The organism is Nioella sp. (assembly GCF_964229645.1).
Classification (GTDB): domain Bacteria; phylum Pseudomonadota; class Alphaproteobacteria; order Rhodobacterales; family Rhodobacteraceae; genus Nioella.
In genome coordinates, this window is record NZ_CAXREX010000026.1 from 1 (window position 1) to 12,247 (window position 12,247).

Genomic DNA, 12,247 nt, shown 5'->3' on the forward strand with positions numbered 1-12,247 from the left:
AGGCCGACCGCTATGCCGGGCGGCTGGCGCATTACGGCAACCTCTTGGTGCGCAACCTGCACGGCCACCACACATGGGAAGACCGGACCTACTTCCCCGAGCTTCAGGCCGCCGACCCGCGCTTTGCGGATGGCCTGGAGATGCTGGAAGGCGACCATGTGGAGCTCGACGGCCTTCTGGAGCACTTCACGCGAGGGGCGAACCGGGTGGTGCAGCTGGCCACGCTGGAGCCTGCGCAGATGGCAGGCGACGCGGGGCCGGTGCGCGACCTGGCCGAGCGGCTGAACGGGTTCCTGCACCGGCACCTGAGCGATGAAGAGGATCTGGTGATCCCCATCCTCCTGCATCACCGGCTGCGGGCCTGAAGGATCGCGCCCCGGAGGGGCGCCCCTGCGGGGCGCGATCCCCTTGTGCCCGGCCGCAGGCTCTGGAACAGTCGCCGCAACGACAAGAAGGAGCGCCCCATGACCGATGTGACCGGACTGACCGCAGGCATGTACCTGACACGGCTGCTGGCGCTTTACGGGGTCGATACCGTCTTCGGCATCCCCGGCGTGCACACGGTCGAACTTTACCGGGGCCTGCCCGGCTCGGGCATCCGCCATGTCACACCGCGCCACGAGCAGGGGGCGGGCTTCATGGCCGATGGCTATGCGCGCGTCAGCGGCAAGCCGGGCGTGTGCTTCATCATCTCCGGCCCCGGTATGACCAATATCGCCACAGCAATGGGCCAGGCCTATGGCGATTCCATCCCGATGCTGGTCATTTCGGCGGTCAACTCCCACGGCCGCATGGGGTCAGGCGAGGGCTGGCTGCACGAGCTTCCCAACCAGCAGGCGCTGATCTCGGGCGTGTCGGCCTTCAGCCGCACGATCCACACGGTCGAGGAACTGGCCCCGGCGCTGGCGCAGGCCTTCACGGTGTTCGAGGGCGCGCGGCCCCGGCCCGTGCACCTGGAAATTCCCATCAACATCATGACCGCAGCGGCCGACCACCTGGCCCTGCCGAAAGCGCCCATGCGCGTTGCGCGGGCGGCCCCGGATGCGGGCGCACTGGCCGAGGCGGCGGAGCTACTGAACAGGGCCGAAGCGCCGGTCATTCTGGCAGGGGGCGGCGCGCGGAATGCAGTGGCGCTGCGCGCGCTGGCCGAGGCGCTGGACGCGCCCGTGGTGATGACCGCGAACGCGCGCGGTCTGCTTGCCCCGGATCACCCGCTTGGTGTCTCTCTGTCGGCCTCGCAGCCTGAAACGCGGGCCCTTGTGGCCGGGGCGGACATCGTGCTGGCGCTTGGCACCGAGATGGGGCGCACCGATTACGACATGTATGAAGATGGCGGATTCCAGGTCGGCGGGCGCATGATCCGCGTCGATCTGGACCCGGTGCAGATGGCGCGCAGCGCCGCGCCCGAGATCGGGATCGTTGCCGATGCCGCCGCCACGACGGCGGCCCTGCTGGCCCTGGCCAAGCCCGGCACGGACCGGCAGGGCGCGGCACGGGCTGGCGCGGCCAATGCCGGGCGCGAGGCACTTGATCCGGCCATGCGGGGCGATCTCGCGATGCTCGACATGATCCGGGACACCCTGCCCGGCGTCACCTTCGTGGGCGACAGCAGCCAGGCGACCTATGCGGGCAATCTCGGCTTTGCCAGCGCCCGTCCGGGCCATTACCACAGCTCCACCACCGGGTTCGGCACGCTTGGCTATGGCCTGCCTGCCGGGATCGGGGCACAGCTTGCCTCGGGCGGGCCCGTGGTGGTGCTGGCGGGCGATGGCGGGTTCCAGTTCTCCTCGCCCGAGATGGCCAGCGCGGTCGAGGCCCAGACCCCCGTGATCGTGATGCTCTACGACAATTCCGGCTATGGCGAGATCAAGAATTACATGATCGCCAAGCAGATAGGGACCGTGGGCGTCGACCTCTACACCCCCGACCTCAGGGCGCAGGCGGCGGCCAGCGGGTGGGCCGTGGCCCAGGTGGCCGATCCGGACGCGTTGCCCGGCGTCCTGACACAAGCCGCTGCCGACAGCCGCCCCACGATGATCTACTACACCGACACCCTGCGCGCGGCGTTTCAGGCGGCGCTCTGACCCCGCCCATGTGGCGCGCTCCAGTCGATCAGGGGGCCCGCCGGCACGATGCCGAGCGGGTTTCGCAGCTCTGACGGCGAAAAGTAGCCCTGCTTGTAGATGTCGAAACGCACGGTTTCGGCCACGCCCGGCATGGCGTGGATCTCGCGCGCATAGGCCCAGAGATTGGGATAATCGACCAGACGCCGGATATTGCATTTGAAGGCGTAGTGATAGGCCACGTCAAAGCGGGCGAGCGTGGGAAAGAGGCGGATATCGGCCTCGGTAAAAACATCTCCCACCAGGTAGCGGTTGTCCGCCAGATGCGCCTCGATCTCGTCCAGCGCGTCAAAGAGCTCGGCCACCGCAACGTCATAGGCGGCCTGCGTGCGGGCAAAGCCTGCCCGGTAGACGCCGTTGTTCACGTCGCGGTAGATGCGCGCATTCCAGGCGTCGATACTTTCGCGCAGCGGCCCCGGCGCGAAATCCGGGCCGGGGAAGGCGTCGTTCAACATCCGAACGATGTCGGCGCTTTCGTTGGACACCGGCTGGCGCGTGTGCCGGTCCCACAGGAGCGGCACGGTGATGCGGCCCGTGAAGGGCGCAGGCGCTTTGGCATAGACCTGATGCAGGGCGGTGACGCCAAGTTCCGGATCCGCAAACGCGCCCTCGGCATCATAGACCCAGCCATCGGCTGTGCGGCGGGGGCGGGCATAGGCCACGGTGATCGTGTCCTCCAGTCCCTTCAGGACCCGGATCAGAAGGGCGCGATGTGCCCAGGGGCAATTCCACGCGGCATAGAGGTGATAGCGCCCCGGATCGGGGGTGAAAGGGCCCTCTCGGGTGATCCAGTTCCGGATGGTCGCCTTCTGTCGCTGGAACCGCCCGTCCTGGGTTGTGTCGGGGGCGGGGTCCTCGGCGTGGTAGATGCCGTCGATCATCAGGCCCATGATAGTCCTCCCTGTCGCGGCTTCCAGCCTAGCGCCCTGAGATCGGGGCGCAACGACAGGGGATGCACAGCGCTTGTGCGCGCGCCCGTCGTCAGCTGGCCCGCTTGGCGCTTTGCGACCGGATGCTGCCGGGGGTCTGCCCGGTCCAGCCCTGGAAGGCCCGGAAGAACGAAGAGCTGTCCCCGAACCCAAGGAGATAGGCGATTTCAGGCAAGCTGAGATCGGGCTGACGCAGGTAATGCCCGGCAAGCTGCTGGCGGGTTTCGGCGAGCAGACCTTGAAAGCTGGTGCCTTCCTCGGCCAGGCGCCGTTGCAGGCTGCGCTTGGACAGGGCCAGCCGCCGCGCGATGGCTTCGACCGAGCTCGCCCCACCCGCGAGGCTGTCCCGCAGGGCCGCGCGCACCTGGTCTGCCACGGTTTCGGGCGGCTGTGCCTGAACCAGTTGCGCGGCCAGCGTGGGTTCCAGCGATTGCCACAGCGCCGGGCTGCGCGAGATCAGCGGGCGCGCGGCATCTTCTGCCGAGAAGACCAGCGCCACCTCTGGCCCCGCCCTGGGGGCACACCCGAGGAAATCAGCCACGCCTTCCACGACGGGCAGGTCAGCGGGCAAGGTGACCTCTGCGGGCACGACATGGGTCCCGGTAAAGCGGCGCGCGCAGTCGGTGATGTAGAGCAGTTCAAAGAGCCCCAGACGTGCCGGCAGCGGCACCAAACGATCGGCGCTGGCGGGGCAGATTTCCACCCCCTCGGATGCCTGGCGCACCATCAGCGTCAGCGGCCCAAGCAGCGACTTGAACATGCCAAGACGAACAAGGCCAAGTGCCAGCGTATCGGCGCAGGAGAAGGCAAAGACCGGTGGCGGAACCGGGCCACGGGTGGCCGACAGCGCGAGGGTCAGTTCCGCGTCGGGGCGGTCGGCCTCGTCCAGCATGGCCTGCCACAGCGCGAAATAGGTCTGCGGGGGCACATGCACATCTGCCTCGGACAGAACCTCGCCCGACAGGCCCGCGCGTCGCAGCACCCGGTCGGGGGACAGGTTCAGCGCCTCGGCGCAGAGGGTCAGGTAATCTCCGATCGGGCAACGGGCTGGCATCACGTCCTCGCGTTGTGGGGTGTCTCATTCTGCCCCGCCCTGCCGCGCGGGCACCATGGATATCACGTCGATTGGCGCGATATGCCACCAGAATGGCGCGATCTGCCAGTTTTCAACAAGGGGGTGCCGGCCTATTTCTTGGTCACGACCCGGCAGCGGAGAAGTAACATGCGGTTCACGGTTAATGGTGTGCTCCACGAGGTGGATGTCGAGGATGACATGCCCCTGCTGTGGGTGCTGAGGGACGAGTTGGGGATCACGGGGCCGAAATACGGTTGCGGCATCTCGCAATGCGGGGCCTGCACGGTGCATCTCGACGGCACGGCGGTGCGATCCTGCCAAGTGCCCGCCTCTGAACTGGAGGGGGCCCAGATCACCACCATCGAGGGGCTTGGCACGAACGGGGCGCTGCACGCGGTGCAGGCGGCCTGGATCGCGCACCAGGTGGCGCAATGCGGATATTGCCAGGCAGGCCAGATCATGCAGGCCGCAGACCTTCTGGCCGCCGTGCCCGAGCCAACGAACGAGGACATCGACGCCTTCATGGGCGGCAACCTGTGCCGCTGCGGCACCTATCCGCGCATCCGCGCCGCGATCCATGACGCGGCCACGCGGCTGAGGGATGGCTGAGCCATGGGACGACTTCGCACGATTGCACGCCGCTCTTTCCTGATCGGCTCGGCCGCCCTCGCGGGCGGGGTGGCCTTCGGCGCCTACATGGTGCGCCGCCCGCATGACAACCCGCTGGAAGCGGGGCTTGCCGAGGGCGAAGTGACCTTCAACCCCTGGGTCCTGGTGGGACCCGAACGGATCACGCTGATCACCCCGCATGCGGATGTGGGACAGGGCGTGGCGCATATGCAGGCGCTGCTTCTGGCCGAGGAAATGCGGCTGGAGCCGGGACAGTTCGAAATCAGCTTCGGGGATCCGTCGCCTGCCTACTGGAACACCGCGATGGCGGGCGAAGCCGCCCCCTTCCTGTCCTCCGACCAGGGGCTGGCCGCACGCACGACCCGAACCGTGATGGGCGCGGCGCTCAAGCTTCTGGGGATGCAGGTGACCGGCGGGTCCTCCTCGACGCCCGACAGTTTCGACAAGCTCAGGCAGGCGGGCGCGATGGCGCGCGAAACGCTGCGCCGGGCGGGCGAGATCCGAAGCTCGATCCCCATGGATCAGCTCAGCTGCGAGTCCGGCGCGGTCGTGCTGCCCGACGGTACCCGCATTCCCTACACGGAACTGGCCAGCCAGGCCGCGACGATCGCCCCGGTCGAGGACGCGCCGCTGACCCCGCGAGCCGAATGGCGGCTCATCGGGCAGGAGACCGAGCGGCTCGACATCGTGGCAAAGTCCACCGGGCAGCAGGCCTATGGCATCGACCTGTCGCTGCCGGGCATGGTCCATGCCGCCGTGCGCCTGAACCCGCGACGCGGGGGGCTGAACGGCTATGACGCCAGCACCGCGCAGGCCATGCGCGGGGTGCAGGCGGTGGTTGAGGTCACCAATGGCGTGGCCGTGGTGGCCGATAACACGTGGCGCGCCTTTCAGGCGGTGAACGCGGTGGACTGCGACTGGGGCCCTGCCCCCTACCCCGCCGAGCAGGACGGGCATTGGGCCGAGGTGGCGGCAAGCTTCACCGAGGACCGGCTGGACCGGGAGTGGCGCCATGACGGCGACGTGGAGGCCGCGCTGACCGGCGATGTCATCGAGGCCGAATACCGCGCGCCCTATGTTGCGCATCAGCCGCTCGAACCCCTCAACGCCATCGTGCGCGTCACCCAAACCGGTGTGGAGGTCTGGACCGGCCACCAGATGCCCCGTTTCCTGCAACAGATGGTGGCGGGCGTGACCGGGCACGAGGCGGAACAGGTCACCTTCCACAACCAGTTTTCGGGCGGCAGTTTCGGTCACCGGCTGGAATTCCAGCATGTCACCCTTGCAGCCGAAATCGCGATGCAGATGCCCGGCGTGCCGGTCAAGCTGACCCTGCAGCGCGAAGAGGATTTCGCGCAGGATTTCCCGCGCCAGATCGGCATGGCGCGCGGACGCGGGGCAGTGGCGGGCGGCCGGGTGGAGGCCGCGGATATCCAGATCGCGACCGTGTCCTCCTCGCGCAGTCAGATGGGCCGGATCGGGCAGAGCGTGCCCGGCCCTGACAGCCAGATCCCGGCAGGCGTGTGGAACGCGCCTTACGCGATCCCGTCCTACCGGGTGCGCGCCTACGCGGTGCCCGAACTCGCGCCGAGCTCCAGCTGGCGATCTGTGGGCGCGTCCTCGGGCGGGTTCTTCGGGGAAAGCTTCCTTGATGAGTTGATCCACGCGGCAGGGGCCGACCCGCTTTCTGAACGCTTGCGGCTGGCCAGTGACCCGCGCGCCGTGGCGGTGCTGGAGGCCGTGGGCGAGATGTCTGGATGGGGCCGATCCCTGGGCGCGAACCGGGGGCTCGGCGTGGCCATGGTGGAAAGCTTCGGCGTGCCGGTGGCCGAGGTGATCGAGGTCGAAGACACCGCGGGCGGCATCCGTATCCACGACGTCTGGGTCGCGGCAGAGGTCGGCACGGTCGTCGATCCCGTGGCCTTTGAAAACCAGGTGCAGGGCGGCGTGATCTGGGGCCTTGGCCACGCGATCAACTGCGAGATCACCTTCGCGGACGGCATGGCGGAGCAGTCGAATTTCGACTGGCACGACGGCATGCGCATCTGGCAGGCCCCGCGCATCACGGTCCGGGGCGTGGAACTGGGCGGGCAGGTGCGCGGCATCGGGGAGCCGCCCGTGCCCCCGGCTGCCCCGGCGCTGGCCAATGCGATCTTCGCCGCCACGGGCCAGCGCCTGCGCGAGATGCCCTTCAACCGCTTCGTGGATTTCGTCTGACCATCAGGTCGGGCAGCGCGTCGGTGCGCCGCCCGACCTTGACGCCACCGCTGCGCCGGGGTCATGTGCGCGGATTGCGCAGGAGCCGCCATGACCCCCAATATCACCCGTGCCAGCTGGCTCATGATCCTCGCCCTCGGGCTGACCTGGGGCGCGACCTTCATGGTCATCGAGATCGCGCTGCGCGGCATCACGCCTTTCTGGCTGGCTGCCGCGCGGATCGGTTTCGCGGCGGCGCTGATGACGGCGGTGTGGCTGGCCCGTGGCGGGCGGCTCTTCCTTGGTGCGGAGCGCCGGTGGGGGGACATGATCGTTGTCGGGGCGCTGAGCTCTGCCGTTCCCTTCATGCTGCTCAGCTGGGGCCAGCAATACGTGACCTCGGGCTTCGCTGGCGTCTCGATGGCCGCCGTCGCGCTGATGGTCCTGCCGCTGGCCCATGTCCTGGTGCCGGGCGAGCGGATGACGCTGCGCCGAACGGCGGGCTTCGCAATCGGATTCGTGGGCGTCGTGGTGCTGATCGGCGGGCAGGCCTTTTCCTCGACCGGGGCGGCGCTGGAGCCCTTCGGGCGCGCCGCCTGCCTTGCAGCGGCAGGCTGTTATGCCGTGAGCTCCGTGCAGATGCGCCGCCTGCCGCCGGTGGACCCGATCGGGCTTGCGACCGTTCTGCTGATCATCGGGGCGGTGATGGTGTTGCCGGCGGCCTGGATCGTGGAGGGGCCGCCGCCAAGCGTGGACGGGCAGACGCTGGCAGTGCTGGCGCTGCTTGGGCTGGTGCCCACGGCGGGGGCCAATATCCTGCGGGTGGTGGTGATCCGCACGGCAGGCCCCACCTTCATGAGCCTGACCAACTACATCGTGCCGGTCTGGTCGGTTGTGCTGGGGGCCTGGATCCTGTCGGAACCGCTACCGCCGTCGCTGCTCTGGGCGCTGGCGCTGATCCTCGCCGGTGTGTTCCTGAGCCAGTGGGGGGCGTTGCGACGGCTCTTCTGGCGCTGAACCCTTGCCCCGGGCGCGGGGCGAAATCCGACGCGGATTTCGTCCGTTTTCCGCGACGGAAAACGGGGGGGGCGCGCCGCGGATGCGACGCGACCCGGACCTCTCTCAGACGGCGGCTTCAACCGCGGAGACCACGTCACCCACGACACGTTTCAAAAGAGCCTCGTCCTCGCATTCGGCCATGACCCGGATCAGCGGTTCGGTGCCTGACTTTCGGATAAGAAGCCGCCCCGACCCCGCCAGGCGCGCTTCGGCCTCGGCAATGGCCGCCTTCACGTCAGAGACCTCCAGCGGCGTCTGCCCGGCAGAAAAGCGCACGTTCTGCAAAAGCTGCGGCACCCGCTCGAAACTATGGGCCAATTCGCTTGCACGCCGGCCCGTGCGCACCATCTCGGCCAGGAACTGCAAGCCCGCGATCAGCCCGTCGCCGGTGGTGGCATAGTCGGTCATCACGATATGGCCCGACTGCTCGCCCCCGAGGTTCATCCCGTAGCGGCGCATTGCCTCGACCACGTAACGGTCGCCCACGGGCGTGCGGTGCAGCCCGATATCGCGTTCGGACAGGAAGCGTTCGAGCCCGAGATTGGACATCACGGTCGCGGCCAGGGTCCGGCCCATCAGTCGACCTTCCTCGGCCCACCGGTTAGCGAAGAGCGCCATGATCTGGTCGCCATCGGCAATTGCCCCGGTTTCATCGAGGATCGCCACCCGATCGGCATCGCCATCGAGGCAGATCCCCACATCGGCCCCTCTTTCACGGATCAGCGCCTGCGCGGCCTGTGGCTTGGTCGAGCCGACGCCATCGTTGATGTTGTGCCCGTTGGGGGTGACACCCAGGGGGATCACCTCGGCGCCCAGTTCCCACAGCACCTCGGGCGCGGCCTTGTAGGCGGCCCCGTTGGCGCAGTCGACCACCACCCTCAACCCCTCCAGCGTCAGCCCCTGGGGGAAGGTGCCCTTGACCCGCTCCACGTAGCGGAAACGCCCGTCGTCGATCCGCTTGGCGCGGCCGATATTCTCGGCCTGGGCAGGCTGGATCTCGGAAAAGACCAGCGCTTCGATCTCTTTCTCGGCCTCGTCCGACAGTTTGAAGCCGTCGGGGCCGAAGAACTTGATGCCATTGTCATGGGCGGGGTTGTGGCTTGCCGAAATCATGACACCCAGGTCGGCCCGCATCGAGGTGGTCAGGAGGCCCACGGCCGGTGTCGGCACCGGACCCAGAAGCAGCACGTTCATCCCCGTCGAGGTCAGCCCCGCGGTCAGCGCGGTCTCGATCATGTAGCCCGACAGGCGCGTATCCTTGCCGATCACCACCCGGTGGCCGGGGCTGGCATCGCGCCGGAAATAGCGCCCGGCCGCCGCCCCCAGTCTGAGCGCCAGTTCCGCCGTCATCGGGTAGGTGTTGGCCCGGCCCCGAACGCCGTCTGTCCCGAACAGTTTGCGTGTCATGCCTGTCCCTTTTCTGCCGCGCGCCAGAGCGCGATCATCTGCCTGTGGACCTCTGTATCATGGACGCGCAGCATCTGGACCCCCTGCCCGAGCGCCCATAGGCCGATTGCCGCCGATGCGGCCCCGCGCGCGTGAGCGTCGGGGATATTGCCGATGCGCCCGATCGTGGCCTTGCGCGATACCCCCAGAAGCACCGGGCAGCCTAGCGCGTGAAAGAGCGAAATCCGCCCGATAAGTGCAAGGTTATGGCCCTCGCGCTTGCCAAAGCCGATGCCGGGATCGACGAGGATCCTGTCATGCGGGATACCCGCCGCTTCCGCCGCGCGAACGGATGTTTCAAGGCTGTCATACACGTCGAGCAGAACGTCAGCGTAATCGGGGTTGTCCTGCATGGTCTCGGGCAGGCCCTGCGCATGCATCAGGCAGACCGGCGCCCCGGTTTCGGCGGCCACGTCCCGCATGGCAGGGTCGAAGGCGAAGGCCGACACATCGTTGATCAGCTCTGCCCCGGCGGCAAGCGCGGCCCGCGCCACGGCCGCCTTGCGGGTGTCGATGGAGATGGGCGTTGCGATGCCCGCCGCGCGGATCGCCTCGATGACGGGGGCCGTGCGGGCGATTTCCTCGTCCACCGGCACCTCGGCGGCTCCGGGGCGGGTGCTCTCGCCCCCCAGGTCGAGGATATGCGCGCCCTCGTCGAGCATGCGTGTGACCTGGGCCATCGCCGCCTCGGGGTTGTTGAAGCGGCCCCCGTCGGAAAAGCTGTCGGGCGTAAGGTTGAGAATGCCCATGATCCGCGGCTGGTCCAGCGTCAGCCCGGCAATGGGCGCACGTGGCGCCGTCAGGCGCGCCAGGGCGTCGGAAGGAACGGCATCGGCCGGGATGACGCGCGGGGCGCGTCCCCGGGCCAGTTCCTCGACATGGGTGAACCAGGCCCAGGTGCCCGCAAGCGTCAACGCCCCGTCGGGGCGTGCGGGGTCGGTCTGGGCAATGGGTCGGTAGTAAAGCGTCATCTGGGTCTCTTGGTCTTGGCGCACCCCGATAGCGGGCCGGGCCGGGCCGGGCAAGGCTCAGAGCGCGGGCATCGCCTCGGGCGGCAGAAGGGTCAGCGCGATATCGGCCTTGGGCGCATCGCCGCCCAGGAACAGCATCCCCTGCGCCTCGAAGCTTTCCGCAAGCCACAGCGCCAGCGCCTCGCCCGACCGGGCCGAGGTCTGCGGACCATCGACGCTGTCGAGCACCAGCTTGGAGGGAGCCCAGACCGAAATGCGGCCATGCTTCATCGCCCAGTCCAGTTCGGTGCGGCTGTCGACCACCACGCAACGGTCGTCCCGGCTGGCCAGGATCCAGGCGTTCTGTTCGATCGCCAGAAGGTCGATCCGGCGCTGCGGCATGGCATGCCGGGCCTCGGGCACCGGGCCATCTGGGCGGCCCACGCACAGGATCACGGGCGCACCCTGGGTTTCCAGGCGGTCAAGCAGCGCCGAGAAATCGTCGCGCGCGATGGCGGCGTTCGACAGGTAGACCACCAGCGGGTGCGGTGCACCGTCCTTGAGCAGCGACAGGTGCGGGCGTTCGGGCGCGGTGCGCACGATTTCCACCCCGAGCGCGAAGGGACCTCGGTCGAGCTTCTCGATGCGCACGAAGCAACGGGCCGCCAGCGGGTGGGCCAGGATGCGTTCGGCGATACGGGCGGCAAGCGTTTCCAGGAGGTTCAGCCGCTCGGCCTGCAATTCGTGGTCGATGGCTTCGACGATGGTGTCGTAGGACAGGATACGATCGACATCATCGGCATCGGGATCGGCGGCAGAGCGCACCTCGACCACCACGTTGAAACGCACCCTCTGCATCTTGCCGCGTTCCTGCTGGAACGCGCCGATCTCGACCGAGCGTTCGTGATCCGACAGGCTGATCCGGTCCAGCGGATCGTCACCGGCGGTGGCCTTGGCCCGCTCGGAGGGATGCGCAAAGGCAAGACGGGTTTCGTCGGACATGGGGCTTGGCCTCCCGGGGCCGGTCGATAGCTGTCGCGCCCTTCTAGCAGGCAGGCGCGCGGGATGCACCCGGGTCATGCGGCAGCATGGCGACGGAATGCGACAGGCTCAGCGCCCGAGATAGAAGAGATGCACGCCGATTTCCGCCGTTTGCGGGAATTCGCGTGCCCAGGACGGGTTGACCCAGTTCGCGTGATAGTGGGTTGCCCCGCCGGTCAGGTTGCGCGGGCCACCGTCGATCATGATGCGGGCGATGCGACCAAGGCGCTCGTGGATCGCGTGATCGGTGACGTTTTCGGGACGCCCGTCACAGGTATAGGTGAACTGGCAGGCAAAGCGCCGGCCCGTGCCCTGGTTGACGACGCCGCAGATCGTGTCGGGGTAATTGGCGTGATCGACGCGGTTGAGAATGACTTCCGCCACGGCGAACTGGCCTGCCACGCTTTCACCGCGCGCTTCGAAATAGAGGGCTTCGGTCAGGCATTGCCACTGGCGGCCCCCGCGGGCGCGCCCCATGGCGTCAAGCTCAGCCGCGGTATAGGGTGCTTCGCCCCCTTGCAGGCCCTGCCCGGTATAGGGCGAGCCAAGCGCCGACAGGCGCAGCGGACTGACCGAGCGCATGGCGCTATGTTCCTGGCCCATGACAGAGGTGAAGAGCGAACCGAGAGAATGGGTCGGATCGGTGGAGGTGGACGCCACGACATCGGCCTGCGCGAGACCCGGCATCAAAATCATGGCAGCCAGCGCGGCCCTGAGGGCGCGCATGATGTTCAACTGTCCCATTCTGGACATCCCCAATTGGCCGGTTGCTCCGGCACTGCTTCGACCTTTCGTACA

11 protein-coding genes are annotated in these 12,247 nt (G+C 68.1%); 5 read left to right on the top strand and 6 right to left on the bottom strand.

Annotated features, from left to right (window positions below):
- Together ACEQXV_RS01570 and ACEQXV_RS01575 are read left to right on the top strand one after the other, a co-directional pair.
- Positions 1–365, top strand: a 365-nt coding sequence (locus ACEQXV_RS01570; protein WP_370267567.1) for a hemerythrin domain-containing protein, incomplete at its 5' end; no start/stop codon positions are given.
- 99 nt (positions 366–464) lie between these two features.
- Positions 465–2,084: a 5-guanidino-2-oxopentanoate decarboxylase gene (locus ACEQXV_RS01575; protein ID WP_370267568.1), complete on the top strand. Its 1,620-nt coding sequence runs from the start codon at positions 465–467 to the stop codon at positions 2,082–2,084.
- Here ACEQXV_RS01575 and ACEQXV_RS01580 read toward each other — a convergent pair.
- Positions 2,069–3,013 (bottom strand): glutathione S-transferase family protein, encoded by a 945-nt coding sequence (locus tag ACEQXV_RS01580; protein ID WP_370267570.1) that lies wholly within the window; start codon positions 3,011–3,013, stop codon positions 2,069–2,071. The two genes, ACEQXV_RS01575 and ACEQXV_RS01580, sit on opposite strands and share 16 nt — an antisense overlap.
- Before the next feature lie 91 nt (positions 3,014–3,104).
- Entirely contained in the window at positions 3,105–4,106 is a 1,002-nt protein-coding gene (locus tag ACEQXV_RS01585; RefSeq protein WP_370267571.1) for a helix-turn-helix domain-containing protein, read from the bottom strand.
- Positions 4,107–4,274: 168 nt separating this feature from the next.
- On the opposite strand from ACEQXV_RS01585, the gene ACEQXV_RS01590 reads away from it, so the two are divergent.
- The 3 genes from ACEQXV_RS01590 (at position 4,275) to ACEQXV_RS01600 (ending at position 7,970) form a co-directional block, all read left to right on the top strand.
- Positions 4,275–4,736, top strand: coding sequence for a (2Fe-2S)-binding protein (locus tag ACEQXV_RS01590; protein WP_370267573.1), 462 nt, complete (start codon positions 4,275–4,277; stop codon positions 4,734–4,736).
- A gap of 3 nt (positions 4,737–4,739) precedes the next feature.
- The gene (locus tag ACEQXV_RS01595) at positions 4,740–6,974 is read left to right on the top strand and encodes a molybdopterin cofactor-binding domain-containing protein (protein ID WP_370267574.1); all 2,235 of its coding nucleotides are present in this window, start codon (positions 4,740–4,742) and stop codon (positions 6,972–6,974) included.
- A 90-nt stretch (positions 6,975–7,064) separates the two neighbouring features.
- Positions 7,065–7,970: a DMT family transporter gene (locus ACEQXV_RS01600; protein WP_370267575.1), complete on the top strand. Its 906-nt coding sequence runs from the start codon at positions 7,065–7,067 to the stop codon at positions 7,968–7,970.
- Between the two features lie 105 nt (positions 7,971–8,075).
- Here the strand turns inward: ACEQXV_RS01600 and glmM are convergent, their stop codons facing one another.
- From glmM to ACEQXV_RS01620, 4 genes are all read right to left on the bottom strand, one after another.
- Positions 8,076–9,419 carry a phosphoglucosamine mutase gene (gene glmM / locus ACEQXV_RS01605; protein ID WP_370267577.1) on the bottom strand — a complete coding sequence of 448 codons (1,344 nt, stop codon included), beginning with the start codon at positions 9,417–9,419 and terminating at the stop codon, positions 8,076–8,078.
- On the bottom strand, positions 9,416–10,429 hold the full coding sequence (folP, locus tag ACEQXV_RS01610) for a dihydropteroate synthase (protein WP_370252348.1): 1,014 nt from the start codon (positions 10,427–10,429) through the stop codon (positions 9,416–9,418). The genes glmM and folP overlap by 4 nt, the downstream gene beginning before the upstream one ends.
- A 57-nt stretch (positions 10,430–10,486) precedes the next feature.
- Positions 10,487–11,410: a dihydroneopterin aldolase gene (locus tag ACEQXV_RS01615; RefSeq protein ID WP_370252349.1), complete on the bottom strand. Its 924-nt coding sequence runs from the start codon at positions 11,408–11,410 to the stop codon at positions 10,487–10,489.
- Positions 11,411–11,518: 108 nt separating this feature from the next.
- Positions 11,519–12,193 carry a cell wall hydrolase gene (locus ACEQXV_RS01620; RefSeq protein WP_370252351.1) on the bottom strand — a complete coding sequence of 225 codons (675 nt, stop codon included), beginning with the start codon at positions 12,191–12,193 and terminating at the stop codon, positions 11,519–11,521.
- Positions 12,194–12,247: the final 54 nt, after the last annotated feature.

Bases quoted from the DNA above. Each gene is read 5' to 3' on its own strand.
- ACEQXV_RS01590 (WP_370267573.1), top strand. From the start codon at position 4,275: ATGCGGTTCACGGTTAATGGTGTGCTCCACGAGGTGGATGTCGAGGAT.
- glmM (WP_370267577.1), bottom strand. From the start codon at position 9,419: ATGACACGCAAACTGTTCGGGACAGACGGCGTTCGGGGCCGGGCCAAC.
- folP (WP_370252348.1), bottom strand. From the start codon at position 10,429: ATGACGCTTTACTACCGACCCATTGCCCAGACCGACCCCGCACGCCCC.
- ACEQXV_RS01585 (WP_370267571.1), bottom strand. From the start codon at position 4,106: ATGCCAGCCCGTTGCCCGATCGGAGATTACCTGACCCTCTGCGCCGAG.
- ACEQXV_RS01595 (WP_370267574.1), top strand. From the start codon at position 4,740: ATGGGACGACTTCGCACGATTGCACGCCGCTCTTTCCTGATCGGCTCG.
- ACEQXV_RS01620 (WP_370252351.1), bottom strand. From the start codon at position 12,193: ATGGGACAGTTGAACATCATGCGCGCCCTCAGGGCCGCGCTGGCTGCC.
- ACEQXV_RS01575 (WP_370267568.1), top strand. From the start codon at position 465: ATGACCGATGTGACCGGACTGACCGCAGGCATGTACCTGACACGGCTG.
- ACEQXV_RS01615 (WP_370252349.1), bottom strand. From the start codon at position 11,410: ATGTCCGACGAAACCCGTCTTGCCTTTGCGCATCCCTCCGAGCGGGCC.
- ACEQXV_RS01580 (WP_370267570.1), bottom strand. From the start codon at position 3,013: ATGGGCCTGATGATCGACGGCATCTACCACGCCGAGGACCCCGCCCCC.
- ACEQXV_RS01600 (WP_370267575.1), top strand. From the start codon at position 7,065: ATGACCCCCAATATCACCCGTGCCAGCTGGCTCATGATCCTCGCCCTC.